Raw genomic sequence first — 18,331 nt, 5'->3', positions numbered from 1 at the left:
GTCGATCGCCGGATCGTCGTCCTGACGTTTGGAACGAGGCCGTCTCAAGGCTGCGGCTTCGACGGATTATCAGCAACAAACCGAACGCACTCACCCTTGAGCTATTCAGGCTGCTACCCGCGCCTGTGTGACAGCAGAAAAATCGCTGTTGCTACCCAACGCCAAATCCACGGCGCGCCACATTGTCGGAGTTTGTCCTTTGAGATTCGTCATCGCCGCCGCAGCAATCCTGCTGACTTCCGTTCCGCTCTTAGCCGCCGATCTTGTGCCTGTGCCTGTGCCTTCGCCCAAGCCCAAGCCCAAGCCCACAATTGAGTCGAGCGGCCCGAGCTTCGCCGTCACCGGCTATTTATGGGCTTCCGCGCTTAACGGGCGAAGCTCCACGTTGCCGCCTCTGCCCGCGACCGATATCGACCTCAGCTTTGGCGACATCCTCAAGAATATGAACGGCGCCATGATGGGAGCTGCCGAAATGCGGCTCGGGCGCTGGGGATTCGTGACGGATGCGATGTTCTCGCAGGTCACGGCTGGTGGTGCATTGCCGGGGCCTTATTTTTCTTCGGCAAAGGTCCGCTCGCAAACGCTCACGCTGCAGGCGTCGGTGCTCTATCGGCTCTACGCCGATGAGAGATTCGATCTTGATGTCGGCGCCGGCTTTCGTTTCTGGAATCTCGACAACCGACTGACGATCCAGCCAGGCTCCCTCAACCTCCAAATCAATCACAGCGAGTCTGAGAACTGGTTTGATCCGGTCATCAGTGCCCGCATGATTACCCGGCTTGGCGGTCCTTGGAGCGTCACACTTGCTGGAGACATTGGCGGCTTTGATGCCGGCGCCAGGCTGACTTGGCAGGCGTTAGGCACGGTCAACTACCAGTGGAACGACAACTGGCGGTTCCAAGCCGGTTACCGCGCGCTCTATGTCGATTATCGCAAGGGCGACTTCTTCTACGACACCACGATGCACGGCCCGATCATCGCCGCAACCTATCGGTTCTGAACGGTTCTTGCGTTGAGCGGCGTCAGGCTCCGCTCAGCCTATAGCAAGGACCAAGGGAGTCACCATGAAAGACCATTCCTCGCAGCGAAGACGATCATCTCCGCAATCGGAGCGGTAACCAATCGTTTCCCGAGCGATGCCGGGTGAGGTGAGATCAGCGATGTCCGTTCTCGATATTTTCGCCTGGATCGTACTCGTCGTGCTGGTCGCGAGCACGCTCGCGGTTGTGATCTTCCTCGCTATGCTACCGGGCATGATTGCCCGCAAGCGCAGCCATCCTTGGGTCGATGCTATCACCGTGGGTGGTTGGGTGACGCTGTTTCTCGGCTTCGTGCTTTGGCCGGTCGTTCTGGTCTGGGCGTATGTGGATTGGCCGGCGAATCCGCACTCGGCTCCGGGCAAGGGGGCTGCCGCGCCATGATCATGGTTCTCCTCAATGTGTATCTCGCTCTGCTCTTTGGCACAGCTCAAGTTTCAGCAATTGCGCTTCGATCAGACAATGCAGCTCCAGAGCAGTGGAGCCGGCCGCAGTTTCGATGTCGAGCAACACCGGGCCGAGGTCGAGCAACTGAAAGCCCAACTCGACGGCGCCCGGTGGAATCTGGACAAGACCGTGGTTCGCGCGCCAGCCGACGGCTACGTCACCAATGTCGCGCTGCGCAAAGGGGCCCGCGTTGCCAATCTGCCGCTGACCCCGGTGATGGCCTTTATCGACACATCGGAGACGATCATCGGCGTGGAGATCGACCAGATCAGCGCGCGCTATCTCGCGCCAGGCCAGGACGTTGAACTCACCTTCAAGATGAGGCCAGGCATGGTGCAAACTGGCAAGGTCGAGAGCATTCTGCAGGCGATCGCGACAGGCCAGGTCCAGGCCTCCGGACTTGCGGTCGCGCCCAAAGCAGTCACATCGGCGCCCTTCGTCGTGCGCGTACGGCTCTACGACGACGCCTTTGCCAGATCACTACCGGCCGGCAGTACCGGTGACGCGGCGATCTTCACCGATCACGTCAAACCCGCGCACCTGATCCGCAAGGTGATACTGCGCCAGATCGCAATCACCAACTATGTAAACCCGTTTTGATGAAACGCGGTGCCGACGCGGCCTGCTCCGTCATCGCCGCCGCCGCAATCCTAGGGAAAGATTGATAATGTTGTTCGTCACGAGGCACTTTATCACCACTGTTCTCGCGCCCGTGCCAGATGAAACGATTTCTGCCGGCTAATCGCGTCGCACGGCAAGAATCTACATGCCGGAGTCAGAACGCGCGAGGCATTCGATAGGTTTTTAAATGCCCCGCGGCTCAAGGAGCCCTTTCATCTGCTTGGTCGATCTCCAGGTGTAGATAGCAACCGCGCAGGCGATCGTGAGTAGGATCGTCGCCGCTACGAAGGGAACTTGTGGCGAGATGCGGTGAAGAGTGGCTCCGGCGAGGGGGCCGATCGTTTGGCCCAACCCCTGTGCGACGACGTTGATGCCGGCCGCCTTGCCCTGAGCGCCAGCTCCTGTCCGCAAACTCAGCGAAGCGAGATTGCCGGGAAGCATAAGGCCGAGACCGATGCCGAGCAGGACGAGCGCGCCGAAAATCTCGACATAGCTGTTCACCATGCTGCAAATCAGCATTGACACTACGGCGAGCAGGGCGCCCACACCCAACAACCTAGCTGGTTGCCATCGAAGGAGGTGAACCGCGCATATCTGGACGGCAATCATCGCGATTGCGGTCGCCATGAGCGCTGCTCCTCCACGCGAGATCGATTCCTCCACTGTGAATCCCAGTGCATCTTGCAGACGTAGCGCCGTCACCTGCTGCAGGATGCTATAGGCGGAGATCGACACGACAGTGATCATGAGAAACGGCCATATCCTCGCAAACGACAGGCGAGCATCGACTGACGTGTTGCGTATTTCACGGACGGGCTCCTTGGCAAATAAGAGAACGCTCGCTAAGGCGACGATGGCGAGCGCAGCCACGATGGCGAAAGCCCACGCAGGATCGGTAGCGGCGATCTGCCATGCGAGCGCTGCGCCAAGGATGGCGCCTAAGCCAATAGCCGCCCCAAGATTGCCCATTCCGCCGGCCCGCTGTGCAGGCGTGGTGATGTCAGCCATATAAGCCTGCGCCGCAGGCAACATGCCGCTGGAGGCAAGCGATTGCGCAGCCCTGACGGAGATGAAGAGACCCAGCGTCAAGACAGCGCTCAAGGTGCCGGCCAAACGAAGATGTACAATCGTGCCGAACGCGGCAGCCGCAATGGCGGATCCAGCCACCGCCGTCAGCAGGATTGGTCTGCGTCCTATTCGTTCGCTGAGATACCCCCAAAGCGGCGCTGACGCCATGAGCAGCAGCGCGGAGATGCTGAGGATTGCGCCGGTCTGGATATCCGAAAAGCCGAGACGGCGGCCCAGCGGAGGCAGCACGACGAGAAGGAATGATTGTCCGGTAATGTTGATCGTCAGGCTCAGAAACAGGGCGAACTGTGCTTTCGTCGTGCGTGATCGAACTTCCATATTCCCCGTGCCGTGGATCATCATCCGTGTCTGAACTGAACCTCGCAGGTGTTTAGTCCGAATCGGCTTCCGGAACTAGTACTATGGCGAGCTCCAGCTTCTCGTAGCTTTGTCGTCGATCATCCGAACATGGCAGGCCCGCAGTTTTCCGACTGCTGATCTCTGAATCGCCGCCGATACAGAATTTGGAAGTGCGCATCAGGCGACGCGGCTAAGGCTCTTTCTGCTCCCAGCTCTGACGGCAGGCTCGCGCCCTACGCTTAGGCCGAAAATCGCTACCAATAGGGTCAATCTTTGATGGCAGCGCTGCTCGGCTGCGTGTGCCGCCATTGTCGAATGGTAGCGATGCGCTGCTCGGGCGGGACGAAATCTGACCCGCCCGTGCATTTTGCGCCTGTCTTATGGCAAGGGCTGTGGCTTCGGGAAACTCCACTTGCCGTTGAGGATCTCGGCGCGTGGTTGATAGAGTCTCACGGTATAGTTCCAACCGGGCGTGGTCGGCAGGCAATTGGCGATCTTGCCATCGCAGCCGCCGAATTGGATGGCGATGGTGCCGTCAGCGCCTTTCTTTGCGGTCAGATTATTCAGCGAATAGGCGTTGTAAGGATTTTTCTCGAAGTAGCCTTGCGCGTTGTACACGCTGACCGACCAGAAGCTATCGACCGGAACGTCTCCGACATTGAGCTTGTACACTGTTGCTCCGTCGTTCTTAGGCACCGTGCCGCTGAGGTAGGTCGCATCCTTGGCGGGATTGCCGCCCCAACCGGTCGCGGTCCCGATCAGGTGCTGGATCGGATCGACGTCGTCCTTCGAGCCGAAGGCCTTGTTGTAATCGGGGATCGTCGCGCCGAGTACGAGCAGGGCATCACGCACCTTCTTCTGGCTCGCCTGATCCCAGTTCGGCACCTCGAATTTTCCGGCGCTCTTCTGGCTGACTTTGATCGCGTCCTGAAGTGAATGGACCCGTTCTATGTCCTTAGGATCGGCAGGGTCAACCAGCGTGCGCACGGCGATAAACACGTAGCGCGTGCCGACATTCTCTTTCGTCAGGACATGAGTGCCGGCACCGTAAAAGACCCATGGCACATAGTGGTCCTCGTCGACCACCTGCATCGACATGAAGCGCTTGCCCGCATCGGGGAGTGTGGTCGTGACCGGGCCAGCGTCGAGATCGAACACCGCCTCCGAATAGAGCGTGTCACGATTCATGCGAATGACGTTTTGCTTGTCGATCGAAGCGGGTTCGCGGCTATGGACGAACCGGCCGAGGCTGCCATCCTTCACCATCTTCCCCATATAGAAATCGGATTCGGCGCGGACGAAATTCAAGACGCCGACTGGAATCGTTGCGCTGGAGGGAGTCTGTGCGCTTGCGCTGCCGAGCGTCGCAAAGGTAGCGGCAACAACGTAGATCGATGACTTTGTATTCATGGTCTTATCACTCCGTTAACTCTGCGGCGGCAAGGACAGGGCTTTCCGTCGCGGATTGCTCAAGTAGCACAAATTATTTTGCAGATTGTTCCGGCGGGACAATCTCGTTCTGCGCGTCGTGTATTCCCGTCGCGCTGATCGTGAGCACGCTCGCGGTCGTGACTGGTTGAGGAGAAGGTCGGCTATGCACGCCGAAACGGCTCAGACGGATTTGCGATCGGAGCGTGTGCGAGACGGCATGATCTTCGTGAGTGCCGGAACGTTCTGGATGGGTTCGGATCGGCACTACCCCGAAGAGAGACCGGCTCACCGCGTCAGCGTCGATGGGTTCTTCATTGACGAAACTCCCGTCACCAATACTCAGTTTGCCGTGTTCGTGGCCGCAACGGGATATCGCACGTTTGCCGAATCCGCGCCCGACCCACGAGACTATCCCGGCATACTGCCGGAGATGTTGTATGCGGGGTCGCTGGCTTTTCGAGAACCGACTGTGCGTGTCGATCTTCATGACTGGTCACAATGGTGGTCGTTTCTCCAGGGTGCCAACTGGCGTCATCCCTATGGTCCAGTTAGCAGCATCGAAGGACGAGATGATCATCCCGTCGTCCACGTCACCCACCACGATGCGTTGGCGTATGCACGATGGAAAGGCAAGGACCTTCCGACGGAAGCAGAGTGGGAGTTCGCCGCCAGAGGAGGCCTCGAACAGGCCGAATTCGCTTGGGGATCGGAATTAACCCCTGCTGGCCGACATATGGCCAATACCTGGCAAGGATCGTTTCCGACGGTGAATCATAACCAAGACGGATACGCCCGCACTTCACCTGTGAAGGCCTTTCCGCCGAACGGATACGGTCTCTACGACATGATCGGAAATGTCTGGGAATGGACATCCGATTGGTTCTCCTCGCAGCACGACGCAGATACGACGAAAGCCTGCTGTGTACCCAGAAATCCTCGCGGGGGGCTTGAGTCCGCCAGCTACGACCCCTGTCTCCCCGACATAAAGATCCCGCGGAAGGTCCTGAAGGGCGGATCGCATCTCTGCGCTCCGAACTACTGCCGCCGCTACCGACCTGCAGCGCGACATGCCGAGGCGATCGATACGTCGACCAGCCATGTCGGGTTCAGATGTGTTGTTCGAAACGGAGAATCGAATGAAACGGCTTCCTAATCACCTGTTCAGAGCTCGCTGGTTGGGCCTAAGCACGACGCTCCTGATGTTATCTCCGGTAGTAGCGCAGGAAGCGCTGCCGTTTCCGCCAAAACCCTCGGGGAGCAAGGCCGGACCGACGATCGCGGAGTCGACTTACAGCCCCCTGCCGGCGCAGTCGCATCTCCCGGCCAACGCGCCGAACATCGTCGTGATCATGCTCGACGACGTTGGTCCGGCGCTTCCGAGCACCTTCGGCGGCGTAATCAAGACACGCACGTTGAGCCGCGTTGCCGGAGACGGGATCACCTATAACCGCTTCCACAATGCCGCCATGTGCTCACCCACCCGCGCGGCCTTGCTGACCGGGCGCAATCACCATCGCGTCGGCTCCGGCCAGATCACTGAACTGGCGAACGACTGGGACGGCTATTCCGGCCAGATCCCGCGGACATCCGCGACCGCAGCAAAGGTCCTCGGCTATTATGGCTACGCAACCAGCGCCTTCGGAAAATGGCACAACACGCCAGCCAACGAGACCACGGCCGTCGGTCCCTATACGAACTGGCCGGCGGGTCAGGGGATCGGCTTCGAGTGCTTCTACGGCTTTCTTGCCGGAGAATCCTCGCAATGGGAACCTGCGGTCGTCGAGAACACGGTTCGGGTGAATCCGTCTGAAGACAAGACGGAATATCATTTCACCGAAGACATGACCGACAAGGCCGTCACATGGATGAAGCAGGTTCACGCGCTGACGCCGGATCGGCCCTTCTTCATGTATTGGGCTCCCGGTGCCTCTCATGGTCCGCACCACATCTTCAAGGAATGGGCTGACAAATATAAGGGCGAGTTCGACGACGGTTGGGACGTCATGCGCGAGCGCGTCTTCGCCCGCCAGAAAGAACTCGGCTGGATCCCGCAAGACACCGAGCTGACGCCGCGGCCGAAGACGCTTGCTGCTTGGGCCGATATTCCCGAGGACGAAAAGCCATTCCAGCGTCGGCTCATGGAAGTGTTTGCCGGATACACCGAACATGCGGATGCGCAGGCCGGTCGATTGATCGATACTCTGGAGGAGCTTGGCATCCGCGACAACACCCTCATCTTCTACATCTGGGGCGACAACGGCTCCAGCGCCGAGGGCCAGAACGGTACCATCAGCGAGTTCCTGGCGCAGAACGGGATTTCGTCCGAGATCAAGGACCATATCCGCACCATGAACGAGCTCGGCGGGCTGGACGTGCTCGGGTCGCCCAAGGTGGACAACATGTACCATGCCGGCTGGGCCTGGGCCGGCTCCACGCCGCACCGGTCGACGAAGCTGATTGCCGCGCATTTCGGCGGGACCCGCACGCCGCTCGCGGTGTCATGGCCAAGTAGGATCAAGCCGGACAAGACGCCGCGTCCGCAATTCCATCACGTCAACGATATCGTGCCGACGATCTACGACATCCTGCACATCACACCGCCGAAGCTCGTCGACGCCGTCAGCCAGGATCCGCTCGACGGCACCAGCATGACCTATTCCTTCGCGTCCCCGACAGAGCCGGACCGCAAGAAGGAGCAGTATTTCGAGGTCATGGGGAGTCGCGCCTACTACAAGGACGGATGGATCGCGTCGACATTCGGGCCGAGAGTGCCTTGGCAAGCGGGTGTCGATCCCTCGATCATGACATGGTCGCCGAAGAACGATGTCTGGGAGCTCCATGATCTCAAGAAGGATTTCTCGCAGGCGAAGGACGTCGCTGCGGCCAATCCCGGCAAGCTGGACGATCTGAAGAAGGCTTTCGAGGTAAGCGCGAAAGACAACAAGGTCTATCCGGTGGGCGGCGCGCTATGGTCCGCGATCTTTCACCCGGAAGACCAGCCATCCAATCCCGCCAAGACGTTCAACTACACGCAGGAGGTCGTCGGCGTTCCCGAGTTCACCGGGCCGAAGCTCGGATCGCGTAGCAACCTCGTCACCGTCGATGCGGATCTGCAGCCCGACTCGAAGGGCGTGCTCTACGCGCTTGGCGCCGTCTCGGGCGGTATCGCCCTGTGGGTCGAGAATGGGAAGCTCCACTACGAGTATAATCTGTTCGAAATCGAACGGACGCAGTTGAAAACGTCCGCCCCACTCCCAACCGGGAAGGTCAAGATCGAGGTCGAAACAACGCGCAAGGCCAGCGGCGCCGGCCCCGCGTCTCTCGACATCGTCATCCGCGTTAACGACAAAGAAGTCAGCAAGGGCCATGTCCCACGCTCGGCATCGGGTAGCTTTACCGCCAATGATGCCTTCGACGTCGGCCGGGACAGCTATTCCCCCGTCTCGCTTGCGTATTTCGACCGCAAGCCATTTGCGTTCAATGGAAAGATCAATCGTCTAAAGGTCGAGTATTTGAATTAAGTAGTCGTTTGACCACGTCGAGTGCTCGTCGGTTGGAAGCGGAGATCGAAAGTGTTCGCCGCTTCCGAACGAACTTCACTACCCCTGCAGATAACGCCTGCTGAATCTCGAAAGGAACGTTCAATGATGAAGCAACTTGCTTTTGTTCTTGCTGTTGCGTGCGCAGCCCCACTGGGCTCGGCTCAAGCCCAAACCGAATTGAAGGCCTATGCTGACGCGGATGGTTACATCAACGTGCAGAAGCTGACTTGCGCGCAACTTGCCGGAACGTATCAGGAAGACGCGAACTTTCTCGGCGTTTGGTACAGCGGTTGGTACAATGGCCTCGGAAAGAAGTCTTCCATCAACTTGCCTAGAGTTCGAGAAGGCATTCACGAGTTGATCGTCTACTGCAAGGCCAATCAAGGCACGACGATCATCAAGGCCATCGATGCTCTCTTGAAGGCTGAAAAGGTCCGCACTGCTAAATGAATGTTGGTTGCCCCATCATTCTGACTTACCGGCCTAGCTAACTAACAAGTAACAGGAATCATCTCTTGAAAAGCCAATCCAGAACGCCCTTGAATGCGCCGTGCCGTTCGGTCCGCTTTGCTGCCGCACTCCTGATTGCGTCGGGCTTATCTACGACATGCATCGGAGCCGGTGCCGCCCACGCAGATGATGCTGCATCCATTCTGCGCGCAATGTCGGACTACATCGCAAGCCAAAAGAATGTTTCGATATCGTATGACTCCGATATCGAGATCGTGACCCCGGACATGCAGAAGATTCAGTTTGCCAGTTCCGGGCAACTCGTCCTCCAGAGGCCGGACAAGCTCCGCGTGACGCGGACCGGCGGCTATGCCGACGTTGAGCTCGTGTACGATGGCACCAATTTCACCGTTTCCGATCGTGCCCACAAAGTTTACGGGCAGATGCCAGCCGCCGGTACGATTGACCAACTCGTCGACCGTATTCGTGACAAGTCCGGCATTGAGGCACCGGGTGCCGATCTTCTTCTCGCCAATTCCTATGCAGCCTTGATGGATGGTGTCTATGAGGCCAAGCATATCGGCAGGGGTGTCGTCGATGGCCATGAGTGTGAACACTTGGCGTTCCGTACGCGAGATGCCGACTGGCAGATCTGGATAGAACCCGGCGCGACTCCGATACCCCGCAAATACATCATCACCACCAAAACGGTGACAGGCGCGCCGCAGTACACGCTCCGAATTAGTAGCTGGAAAACGAACCCCGACACCAGTGCCGATGCATTCGCTTTCAAGCCGAGCTCAGACATGAAGAAGCGCGAGCTTCAGGACCTCGGTCATATCGACGAGATTCCCCCGGGAACCAGCCCCAACGGAGAGAAAAAATGATTGGCTTGAAAAGCAAGCTGCTGAAAATCGCCGTCGGGACGAGCGTGGCCATCCTGTGTCTGTCGGTCAGCGAACAGGCGTCGTTCACGCGCGACGGTACCTTCATGACCTCGGCTGAGGCACTTATCGGCGCACCACTCACACCCTTGAGTTACGCCGGCGTCGCACGGCGAACGACGCGCCGAGCCATCGTGGGTGGAGCCGTCGTTGGCGGAGCCATCGTGGGCGGAGCAGCCGCGGGTGCGGCAGTCGTAGCCGTGCCACCCACTTGCGTTCAGGCGGTCGACGTCTACGGCCGAATTTATACCCGGTGTTACTGATCGCACTCTGACCGAGACCCGTTTCAGCAGGTCGTAGTGTCGAGCCATGTCGAACAGTGACTGCTGCGGTGTCCTCAACGTCACCGATAATGTTAGAGCGCGTTCCCATCGGAACGCGCTCCAGCTCTTTTGACGCGTATTCTCCACGCTCTGTGCATGACACGGGGAGCAGCTTCCGGCACCTGACGAAACCACAGCGGCTCGGCGCCTAGCAGTTGCCGGCTGAGGTTGCCCGCTTGGACGACGCCGAAGCGCAGAGGCCGTAGGTCCGTAAGTGTGGATTTAAGGGATCGAGATCCGTGAGAGCGAGGTTGCGACGCTAGCCGCGGCTCTCGTGGTTATTCGCCGACGGCATGCGTGTGCGCCCGATGTCGAACTTTTGCGCTTCGCCTTCGTAGCCGCAATAGATGCACTTAAATGCTTGCCGCATACCGTAATGGTCACGAACCAAAATGAGATGTGATGGTCACGGAATGGCACGGCCCAGTGGTTGCGATACCTAAGGTCTTGGCTGCACGAATATTCTCTCCGCGCTCTCCTGCGAAAAAACTTCATCCAGAACGACGATAATATCTGAAATTGCAACTGACGCGCTCACGCGCAACATAGCAAGCGCGCAACATCATGCGGGCAAATGATTTCGCATTATGTTTTCCGGCGGGATTCCCGCGCTTCGCTGTTGAGCGGCCATAGCCGCTTGGCGAACCGCATCGGCGTTGGTTCGAATGGATGCGGTTGAGAAGGGCTGCCAATCATCAAACTGGACGGAAGCACGGTTGTGCCCGCCGCTTGACATCAATGCGGCCATTCAATATGTCCGGACTAATTAATTAATTGTCCGGTCAATTACCAATATCCCTGGAGGAGTGAATGAGAATGAATTTAAGCGGACTAGTGGCGGGAGTTGGTTTGTCCGTGCTGGCGGTATTCGGTGCGCAGGCCGAAACCCTGAAAATTGGCGTCGTTGCCGGATTGACCGGCCCCGGCGCACCGTGGGGTCTTGCTGTGGACGGCGGTGCCCGCATTGCCGCGGATCAGATCAACAAGGCTGGCGGTCTCAAGGTGGGCGGTAAAACCTACAACGTCGACGTGATTTCCTATGATGATCACTACAAGGCTGCGGACGCGGTTACCGCTACCAATCGCCTGATCGACCAGGACGACGTCAAGTTCATCCTCGGTCCCATCGGATCGGCGTCGGTACTCGGGATGAAGCCGATCACGGAGAAGAACAAGGTTATTCTGCTGTCGAACAGCTATTCGACTGAAGTGCTGGACGCAAAGACTCGCTACATGTTCCGCGTTCTGCCAACTACGGCCGAGTACAACGCGCAAATGATCGGCTGGCTCAAGAAAAATCGTCCGGAGCTGAAGCGCATCGCGATCCTTTCGCCGAACGATGCCACGGGCTGGAGCACGCAGAAATCACAGAAGGCGGTCTATGAGGCAGAAGGCTACGACGTGGCGGAAGCCAAGTTCTTCGAGCGTTCGCAGAACGATTTCCGCACCATCCTGACCGGCATCCTTGCCAAGAACGTCGACATGATCGAGCTCGATACAGTACCGCCCGCGACCGCGGGTCTTGTCATCCGGCAGGCGCGCGAAATGGGTTTCAAGGGCCAGTTCACCAAATTCGGCGGCAACAACGTGGCTGAGACCGTGAAGTCGGCTGGTGCCGAGAATGCGGAAGGCACGCTGGTTTATTTCGCAGCTGATCCCACCAGCGAGGCCTATACCAAGCTCGCTAAGTCCTATGCGGCGATCCACAACAACAGCATGGATGACTTCACGCTGTTCTTCTACGACGCGACGAATCTTCTGTTCCAGGCAATTTCGAAGGCTGGCTCGGTGACGGATACCGATGCGGTGCTCGCGAAGATCGAAGCGGAAAAGTCGTATGACGGCATTCAGGGCAAGATCGTCTGGGGTGGCAAGGCGGCGTATGGGGTAGATCATCAGATCGCCACGCCAGCCTATCTTGGCGTCATTGAAGGCGGCAAGGGCAAGGTCATCACCAAGTTCGACGCACGCTAAGCGCGGGGCCGCGATCGTTGCTTACCGATCGCGGCCTTCATCATTCATTGGCCGTTAGTTGGCCGCGGCTCAATCCATCATGCAACTCGCTCTCCAGATCACGACCATCGCGCTGATGTCCGCGTTCGTTTACGCGCTCGTGGCTCTCGGATTCACGCTCGTTTTCGGCATTCTCCGCGTCGTCAATTTCGCGCACGGCGAATTTTACATGCTCGGAGCCTATGCCGTGTACGTTTTCTATGGACAGCTCGGCTGGCCCTATCTCCCCGCGATTGTCGCATCGGCGGCGATTGTCGGCGTGATCGGGCTGGTGGTCGAGCGCACGCTGTTTCGCCGCTTTGCGGGAGACGAGATGGGCGGCATGATCATGTCGCTTGCATTGGCGATTTCTCTGCAGGCCGCAATTACCATCCTGTTCTCCGTCGACGAACTTTCGGTGCCGCGGCCGGTCGAGGGCGCACTGCAGCTCGGAAACATTTTCCTCGCAAAGGATCAGCTACTGGTCGTCGGCATCACGCTTCTCGCGCTTTCTGCCTTCTATGCGTTGATTGAAAAGACCCGTCTCGGCGTGACCATCCGCGCCGTGGCGCAGGACCGGGAAGCGGCGCGCCTGCAAGGCGTCCGCTCCTGGCGCATCATGGCGCTGACCTTTGGCCTGAGTTGCCTGCTGGCTGGGTTGGCAGGCGCGCTGATGGCGCCGGTCTATACGATCAGCCCTCATATGGGCGAACTCGTCGTGGTGAAGGCTTTCATCATCGTCGTGCTTGGCGGACTTGGCAGCTTGCCGGGAGCCGTTGTCGCGGCGCTCATTCTGAGCTTCACCGAGGCGCTCGCGTCGACATTCTACAATTCGACAGTGGCCACAATGGTGTCCTTCGCCATTGTGATCGCCGTTCTGTTGATACGGCCCGCCGGCCTGATGGGACGTTCGACATGAGCGCGGAACTGGCGATCTCGCCCGCATCGCCCCGGCGGCTTTGGACGGCCTTCGCGATTGTCGCGGCGGTGGCAGCGCTTGCGCTGTGGCCGCTTGCTGTGGGGCAGCCGAAATTCACATTGCACGTCGCCGTCATGGTCGTGCTCTACGCGTCGCTAGCGATGAGCATGAATCTCATGTTGCGCATGGGACAATTGTCGCTCGCGCATGGTGCGCTGTTCGGCCTCGGCGCCTACACGTCAGCGATCCTGACAAGGGATTATGGCTGGCCGATGCCGTTGGCTTTTCTTGCCGCGGGCCTTGTTCCTGCACTGGTGGCATTCATCACCGGACCGGTCTTCATGCGGATCAAGGGCGTGCACTTCGCACTTCTGACGTTTGCTCTTGGCGAAGTCGTGGTGCTTTGCTTTGTGGAGTTCAACACGGTCTTTGGCGGTAACAGCGGCTTCGGTCAGATCCCGGCGGCTACGCTCGGGGGACTGCTGCCTGCGACGCGCTATGGCACCTATCTGCTGGCCTTGGGTTTCGGCGTTCTGGTTTATCTTGGGTTGAGGGTGCTTTATCGGAGCGAGCTCGGTGTCGTCGCATCGTCGCTGCATCTGAACGAAGCCCTGGTGACCGCTTGTGGTCTTGAGGCATTACGCTTTCGTGTAGCTGTGTTCGCGCTTAGCGCCTGCATCGCCGGCTGGACCGGAAGTCTCTACGCGCATTATCAAGGTTATATTTCGCCGGATTCCTTCGGATTCTGGACGGCGGTGAACGCGATCATCATGAACGTGCTCGGAGGGGCGGGCGTGCTGATCGGTGCTGTGATCGGCGCTTTGATTCTCATTCCATTGCCCGAACTGTTGCGCGATCTTCAGCAGTATCAGCGTTTGATCTACGGCGTGACCCTGATGGCGCTGTTGCTGTTTATGCCTCACGGCCTGTCCGGCCTTGCGCAGCGGATTGCGGCGCATTGGCGCGAAGGAGACAGATGATGTCTGTAGCCTTAAAGGTCGAGGGACTTTCACGCTCCTATGGCGGCATCCGTGCTGTGGAAGATGTCTCGTTCAGCACCAGGCCGGGTGCGATTACGGGCGTGATCGGACCGAACGGCGCTGGAAAGACGACGTTGTTCAATCTGATCTCCGGCACGGTGACGCCAACCGCGGGAAGGGTGGTGCTCGACGGAGAAAACATCACAGGTCTTTCAGCCGGAGCTGTCGCGCGGCGGGGGCTCGTTCGCACGTTCCAGATGACGACCGTATTTCCTGATTGCAGCGTATTGCAGAATCTCTATCGCGCGGCATTGTTCCGGCAGCTTCCGACCCCGCTCGCCCTGATGAATCCGGCGGCGGTCATCGCCGGCAGGCGCAGGGCGGAAGAGGCGGCCCGGGCCGCGTTGGCTCTCGTCGATATGACTGCGCTTGCGCATTCGGATGCCGGGGCGCTGGCTTATGGACAGCAGAAGGTTCTCGGCGTCGGCATGGCGCTGGCGGCGCAGCCGCGCATGTTGTTGATGGATGAACCCGCCGCCGGGCTCAATCCTGTTGAAACCATCGCTCTCGGCGATCTGATCGCACGCGTTCACGCTACGGGAATCAATATCGTGCTGGTGGAGCACGATATGCAGCTTGTGATGCGCCTGTGCGAGCGGATTGTGGTTCTGGTGAATGGCAGGCTGCTGGCGGACGGCGCGGCTGACGAGGTGCGGGAAGATCCGCGGGTTGTCGAGGCCTACCTCGGAGCGGATCTCGAGAATGCTTAAGTTGTCGAATGTTTCGGTGAGTTATGGGCCTGTCGCCGCGTTGCGCGACGTCTCGTTCTCGGTTGAGGCGGGTACGGTCTGCGCCGTGGTAGGCGCGAATGGTGCAGGCAAATCGACGCTGATGAAAGCGATCTGCGGGCTGGTGCCCGTGCAGGCCGGCGATCTGTTCTTCGATGGCGAGAGTATCACCGGCTTTCCGGCCGAGCGGCGCGTTGCGCTCGGGATCGCCCTGTCACCCGAAGGCCGCCGGCTGTTTCCGGAACTGACGGTCCGGGAGAATCTGCTCATGGGCGCTTATCTGCGGAAAGATATGCCGCAGATCCGCGAAGACATCGAGCGTGTCTACGGATATTTTCCGCGGCTGCGCGAACGTGCATCCAGTCAGGGACGGCATCTCTCCGGCGGCGAGCAGCAGATGTGCGCCATCGGTCGGGCGCTGATGTCGCGTCCGCGTCTGCTTCTGCTCGACGAGCCTTCGCTCGGGCTTGCACCTGCGGTCACGCTCGAAGTCGCGAAGGCCGTTCGCCTGATCAGCAGCACCGGCACGACGATCGTGCTGGTGGAGCAGAATGCGCGGCTCGCGCTCAAATTATCATCGTCCGCTGTCGTGTTGGAGACGGGCCGCCTGACATTGTCCGGTCCAAGCGCGGATATCCAGAATAATCCCCACATCGCCGCAGCCTATCTTGGCCGCGGTGCGCCGAAGTGAGTGACTATGCCGAATTTCTATCAGACCGCGATGTTTCACGCGGAGCGTTTTCCGGAGAAAATCGCCGTATCGGACGGAGAGCAGTCGCTGACTTTCGCCGACCTCTGCCAGCGAGCGCGCGCGCAGGCGGCGTACCTGCGCAGCCTGGGTGTTTCGCGGGGCGACCGTGTCGCGCTGATGCTGAACAACTCGATCGAATACCTTGCGCTTCTGCATGCGAGTGCGATCGGCGGATTCAGCCTTGTTCCGATCAATACGCGCTACGGCGTGGGCGAGCTCAAGTTTCTGCTTTCCGATTGCACCCCCCGCGTCGTGCTGTACGAACCGGCCTTCGCCAAGTTGGTGGAGGAAGCGCGTGAGACTCTCCAGGGAGACAAGCCCGCGCACTGGCTAGCCGAACTTCCCGCGGACGCGCCCGACGATACATCTCTCGGGCCTGTCGTGCGCCGGCACGGCGGTGTCGAGGATGATGAGGTCGCGATCATTATGTATACGTCGGGAACCACGTCGACGCCGAAGGGGGCAATGCTGACGCATGGCAATCTTGCATGGAATGCGATCAACTATATTCTTGAACTAGGGATTGATTCAAATTCGCGGTCGTTGCTGGCAACGCCGCTGTTCCATATCGGCGGCTTCGGCGTAATCAATGGCCCGATCCTGTATGCCGGCGGCAGCCTTCATATCCTGCCACGCTTCGATGCCGAGGCCGTTCTCAACGCGCTTCAGACGTCAAAGCCGACACATCTGTTCCTGCTCTCCGCCATGTGGGTCAGCCTCACGGATCATCCGGTATTTTCCGAGCAGAACATGCAGTTCGTTTCCTATGTACAGACGGCAGCCGCGCCGCTCGGCGAATGGCGTCAGGAACTGATCCGCAAGGTATTTCCTCGCGCCGAGTTCGGTTGGGGGTTCGGCATGACGGAGAGCTGCGTCACCACCATCAAGAACCGCTATACCGACGAGATTCTCAAGCATCCTGGATCGATCGGCTATCTGTGGCGGCACGTCAGCTACCGCCTCGTGGATGAGAGCGGCGCGGTCCTCGCGGATCAGCGCGGTCCCGGCGAACTGCAGGTCAAAGGGCCGACCATTTTCAAGGGATACTGGAATCAGCCGGAGCTCACCGCACAAGTTCTGGACAAGGACGGCTGGCTGCACACCGGCGATATTATCCGGCTGGATGACGACGGCTTTGCCTACTTCATGGGGCGCAGCAAGGATATGATCAAGACGGGCGGCGAGAACGTCGCTGCCATCGAGGTGGAGAACTGTCTCGCCGGTCATCCCGACATCCGCGAGGCTGCCGTATTCGGACTTCCCCACGAATATTGGGGCGAGGAGCTTGTTGCCGCGGTTGTGCCGGTCGCAGGCCGCGAGCCGGACATTGAACAGTTACGCGAGCGCTGCCGGGCGGCGCTGTCCGGGTTTAAAGTTCCCAAACGAATCTTTGTCGTAGACTCGCTTCCCCAGTCTTCATCGGGGAAAGTGCAGAAGTTTGTCTTGAAGCAGAGGTATTTGTCGTGACCGAGCCATCGACTGCGGGACCTGACTTCTTTGCCCCGGATTTTCTTGCCCGTTTGGCGAGCGCTGCGAGCGGAGATTCATTCGTCGCTCGCCACAGCACGCTGGCGCATGTCCGCATCGGATTTCAGGAAAGCGAGACCGGACGCAAGGCATGGCTTTTAGTGGATGAAGGTAAAGTAACCTCCGGGTCGGGTGCCGGGGCTGCCGAATTTACTTTCGTCGGCGATGCGGGCGCTTTCCGGACACTCGCGAGTGGCTTTCCCTTCAATCGGCTGGTGCGTCAGCATCGGTTGAGCGTTGAGGGAGACTTGCGCGCGTGCGTGAACGAATGGTTGTTGATCTACGCCGTTACCCGTCTTTGCGGCGAACTGGAGCGCTGAGATGCCTTATGTCACTACCGCGAGCGGCATTCGCGCCTATTACGAACAAGCCGGATCCGGCACGCCTCTTGTCATGGTGCACGGCGCCAGCCAGGACACGTTGTCCTGGCAATACAATATCGACTTCTTTTCAGAGCATTACTCGGTCCACGCACTCGACCTCCCGGGGCACGGGAAAAGCGCCTTGCCTGCGAACGGACCTAACCGGGCCACTGAAGACAATGCGCGCTATGTGAATCAATTCATCGATGCGCTGGGCCTCGATGCACCGATTCTCATGGGGCATTCGATGGGCGGAGGAATCGTGACATCGGCAGCCGTCCAGGCGCCGGGACGCATTCGCGGACTGGTTCTGGTTGATGGGGCGTCGGTCAACGTGGTGAAGTCCTCCGGATACAATCCGAAGATTCTGGATATGGCGCGTGTGAATCCGGGTGACTGGTTTGAGGTAACTTTCCGCACGCTGATGGGGAGCCAAACCAAAATTGAGCGTGCGGAAGAAATCGTGATGGATGCACGCCGCTGCATCCCGGATGTCGCTTTTGCCGATATTTCGGCGTTTGGCGGTTTCCGCATGGAGCAGATTCTGGATGCCGTCGATTGCCCGGTAGTGATCGTGGAAGGTGCAGAAGACTGGTCCGTGCCCCCGGAATCGGCCCGGCGGGTCGAGGATATTCTTCGGGCGCGAAATATACCCGTGGCATATTTGGAATGGCCGGACGTGGGACACTTCCCGCAAAGCGAGTCTCCTGACATATTCAATCGGGACACGCTCGCAGCCATGAAGTCCTTGTCGCTATAGGGGGCAGACAATTCGAAAGCCAGCGCCTC

Annotated in this window: 17 protein-coding genes and 1 pseudogene; 16 read left to right on the top strand and 2 right to left on the bottom strand. The window is 59.2% G+C overall.

Features of this window, described 5'->3' with window-relative positions:
• Nucleotides 1-199: 199 nt before the first annotated feature.
• The 3 genes and pseudogenes from AC1Q67_RS12565 to AC1Q67_RS12555 form a co-directional block, all read left to right on the top strand.
• On the top strand, nucleotides 200-1,000 hold the full coding sequence (locus tag AC1Q67_RS12565) for a hypothetical protein (RefSeq protein WP_492238155.1): 801 nt from the start codon (nucleotides 200-202) through the stop codon (nucleotides 998-1,000).
• Between the two features lie 160 nt (nucleotides 1,001-1,160).
• The gene (locus AC1Q67_RS12560; RefSeq protein ID WP_492235753.1) at nucleotides 1,161-1,421 is read left to right on the top strand and encodes a DUF3302 domain-containing protein; all 261 of its coding nucleotides are present in this window, start codon (nucleotides 1,161-1,163) and stop codon (nucleotides 1,419-1,421) included.
• Nucleotides 1,422-1,460: 39 nt separating this feature from the next.
• Nucleotides 1,461-2,084: pseudogene (locus tag AC1Q67_RS12555) on the top strand (HlyD family secretion protein); the annotation flags it as partial.
• A 204-nt stretch (nucleotides 2,085-2,288) separates the two neighbouring features.
• Here the strand turns inward: AC1Q67_RS12555 and AC1Q67_RS12550 are convergent.
• Nucleotides 2,289-3,533: an MFS transporter gene (locus AC1Q67_RS12550; RefSeq protein WP_492235752.1), complete on the bottom strand. Its 1,245-nt coding sequence runs from the start codon at nucleotides 3,531-3,533 to the stop codon at nucleotides 2,289-2,291.
• A 378-nt stretch (nucleotides 3,534-3,911) separates the two neighbouring features.
• The gene (locus AC1Q67_RS12545) at nucleotides 3,912-4,943 is read right to left on the bottom strand and encodes a DUF1254 domain-containing protein (protein ID WP_492235751.1); all 1,032 of its coding nucleotides are present in this window, start codon (nucleotides 4,941-4,943) and stop codon (nucleotides 3,912-3,914) included.
• 238 nt (nucleotides 4,944-5,181) lie between these two features.
• Here AC1Q67_RS12545 and AC1Q67_RS12540 point away from each other — a divergent pair, with 238 nt between their 5' ends.
• The 13 genes from AC1Q67_RS12540 (at nucleotide 5,182) to AC1Q67_RS12480 (ending at nucleotide 18,302) form a co-directional block, all read left to right on the top strand.
• Entirely contained in the window at nucleotides 5,182-6,117 is a 936-nt protein-coding gene (locus tag AC1Q67_RS12540) for a formylglycine-generating enzyme family protein (protein WP_492236448.1), read from the top strand.
• Nucleotides 6,101-8,485: an arylsulfatase gene (locus AC1Q67_RS12535; RefSeq protein ID WP_492235750.1), complete on the top strand. Its 2,385-nt coding sequence runs from the start codon at nucleotides 6,101-6,103 to the stop codon at nucleotides 8,483-8,485. Before AC1Q67_RS12540 ends, AC1Q67_RS12535 begins: the two co-directional genes overlap by 17 nt.
• Before the next feature lie 123 nt (nucleotides 8,486-8,608).
• Nucleotides 8,609-8,956, top strand: a complete 348-nt coding sequence (locus tag AC1Q67_RS12530) for an HdeA/HdeB family chaperone (protein ID WP_492235749.1) — start codon at nucleotides 8,609-8,611, stop codon at nucleotides 8,954-8,956.
• Between the two features lie 65 nt (nucleotides 8,957-9,021).
• Complete coding sequence (locus AC1Q67_RS12525) at nucleotides 9,022-9,843, top strand: DUF2092 domain-containing protein (protein WP_492235748.1); 822 nt, start codon at nucleotides 9,022-9,024, stop codon at nucleotides 9,841-9,843.
• Nucleotides 9,840-10,163, top strand: coding sequence for a hypothetical protein (locus AC1Q67_RS12520; RefSeq protein ID WP_492235747.1), 324 nt, complete (start codon nucleotides 9,840-9,842; stop codon nucleotides 10,161-10,163). The genes AC1Q67_RS12525 and AC1Q67_RS12520 overlap by 4 nt, the downstream gene beginning before the upstream one ends.
• A gap of 870 nt (nucleotides 10,164-11,033) precedes the next feature.
• Nucleotides 11,034-12,197 carry an ABC transporter substrate-binding protein gene (locus tag AC1Q67_RS12515; RefSeq protein ID WP_492235746.1) on the top strand — a complete coding sequence of 388 codons (1,164 nt, stop codon included), beginning with the start codon at nucleotides 11,034-11,036 and terminating at the stop codon, nucleotides 12,195-12,197.
• Between the two features lie 79 nt (nucleotides 12,198-12,276).
• The gene (locus tag AC1Q67_RS12510; RefSeq protein WP_492235745.1) at nucleotides 12,277-13,134 is read left to right on the top strand and encodes a branched-chain amino acid ABC transporter permease; all 858 of its coding nucleotides are present in this window, start codon (nucleotides 12,277-12,279) and stop codon (nucleotides 13,132-13,134) included.
• Nucleotides 13,131-14,114 (top strand): branched-chain amino acid ABC transporter permease, encoded by a 984-nt coding sequence (locus tag AC1Q67_RS12505; protein ID WP_492235744.1) that lies wholly within the window; start codon nucleotides 13,131-13,133, stop codon nucleotides 14,112-14,114. The genes AC1Q67_RS12510 and AC1Q67_RS12505 overlap by 4 nt, the downstream gene beginning before the upstream one ends.
• Complete coding sequence (locus tag AC1Q67_RS12500) at nucleotides 14,114-14,884, top strand: ABC transporter ATP-binding protein (protein WP_492235743.1); 771 nt, start codon at nucleotides 14,114-14,116, stop codon at nucleotides 14,882-14,884. The genes AC1Q67_RS12505 and AC1Q67_RS12500 overlap by 1 nt, the downstream gene beginning before the upstream one ends.
• On the top strand, nucleotides 14,877-15,593 hold the full coding sequence (locus AC1Q67_RS12495) for an ABC transporter ATP-binding protein (protein WP_492235742.1): 717 nt from the start codon (nucleotides 14,877-14,879) through the stop codon (nucleotides 15,591-15,593). Before AC1Q67_RS12500 ends, AC1Q67_RS12495 begins: the two co-directional genes overlap by 8 nt.
• Nucleotides 15,594-15,599: 6 nt before the next feature.
• Nucleotides 15,600-17,120: a class I adenylate-forming enzyme family protein gene (locus AC1Q67_RS12490; protein ID WP_492235741.1), complete on the top strand. Its 1,521-nt coding sequence runs from the start codon at nucleotides 15,600-15,602 to the stop codon at nucleotides 17,118-17,120.
• Nucleotides 17,117-17,500 carry a hypothetical protein gene (locus AC1Q67_RS12485; protein ID WP_492235740.1) on the top strand — a complete coding sequence of 128 codons (384 nt, stop codon included), beginning with the start codon at nucleotides 17,117-17,119 and terminating at the stop codon, nucleotides 17,498-17,500. The genes AC1Q67_RS12490 and AC1Q67_RS12485 overlap by 4 nt, the downstream gene beginning before the upstream one ends.
• A 1-nt stretch (nucleotide 17,501) precedes the next feature.
• Nucleotides 17,502-18,302, top strand: coding sequence for an alpha/beta fold hydrolase (locus AC1Q67_RS12480; protein ID WP_492235739.1), 801 nt, complete (start codon nucleotides 17,502-17,504; stop codon nucleotides 18,300-18,302).
• Nucleotides 18,303-18,331: the final 29 nt, after the last annotated feature.

The organism is Afipia sp. GW823-FHT06G09 (assembly GCF_058794875.1).
Note: the sequence above shows the minus strand (reverse complement) of the source record. Positions and strands in the feature narration are given on the sequence as shown.

Excerpts from the sequence above, each read along its gene's own strand:
- AC1Q67_RS12560 (WP_492235753.1), top strand. The coding sequence starts at position 1,161 with ATGTCCGTTCTCGATATTTTCGCCTGGATCGTACTCGTCGTGCTGGTC.
- AC1Q67_RS12480 (WP_492235739.1), top strand. The coding sequence starts at position 17,502 with ATGCCTTATGTCACTACCGCGAGCGGCATTCGCGCCTATTACGAACAA.
- AC1Q67_RS12540 (WP_492236448.1), top strand. The coding sequence starts at position 5,182 with ATGATCTTCGTGAGTGCCGGAACGTTCTGGATGGGTTCGGATCGGCAC.
- AC1Q67_RS12490 (WP_492235741.1), top strand. The coding sequence starts at position 15,600 with ATGCCGAATTTCTATCAGACCGCGATGTTTCACGCGGAGCGTTTTCCG.
- AC1Q67_RS12545 (WP_492235751.1), bottom strand. The coding sequence starts at position 4,943 with ATGAATACAAAGTCATCGATCTACGTTGTTGCCGCTACCTTTGCGACG.
- AC1Q67_RS12515 (WP_492235746.1), top strand. The coding sequence starts at position 11,034 with ATGAGAATGAATTTAAGCGGACTAGTGGCGGGAGTTGGTTTGTCCGTG.
- AC1Q67_RS12550 (WP_492235752.1), bottom strand. The coding sequence starts at position 3,533 with ATGATCCACGGCACGGGGAATATGGAAGTTCGATCACGCACGACGAAA.
- AC1Q67_RS12500 (WP_492235743.1), top strand. The coding sequence starts at position 14,114 with ATGTCTGTAGCCTTAAAGGTCGAGGGACTTTCACGCTCCTATGGCGGC.
- AC1Q67_RS12495 (WP_492235742.1), top strand. The coding sequence starts at position 14,877 with ATGCTTAAGTTGTCGAATGTTTCGGTGAGTTATGGGCCTGTCGCCGCG.
- AC1Q67_RS12510 (WP_492235745.1), top strand. The coding sequence starts at position 12,277 with ATGCAACTCGCTCTCCAGATCACGACCATCGCGCTGATGTCCGCGTTC.
- AC1Q67_RS12505 (WP_492235744.1), top strand. The coding sequence starts at position 13,131 with ATGAGCGCGGAACTGGCGATCTCGCCCGCATCGCCCCGGCGGCTTTGG.
- AC1Q67_RS12530 (WP_492235749.1), top strand. The coding sequence starts at position 8,609 with ATGATGAAGCAACTTGCTTTTGTTCTTGCTGTTGCGTGCGCAGCCCCA.
- AC1Q67_RS12535 (WP_492235750.1), top strand. The coding sequence starts at position 6,101 with ATGAAACGGCTTCCTAATCACCTGTTCAGAGCTCGCTGGTTGGGCCTA.
- AC1Q67_RS12520 (WP_492235747.1), top strand. The coding sequence starts at position 9,840 with ATGATTGGCTTGAAAAGCAAGCTGCTGAAAATCGCCGTCGGGACGAGC.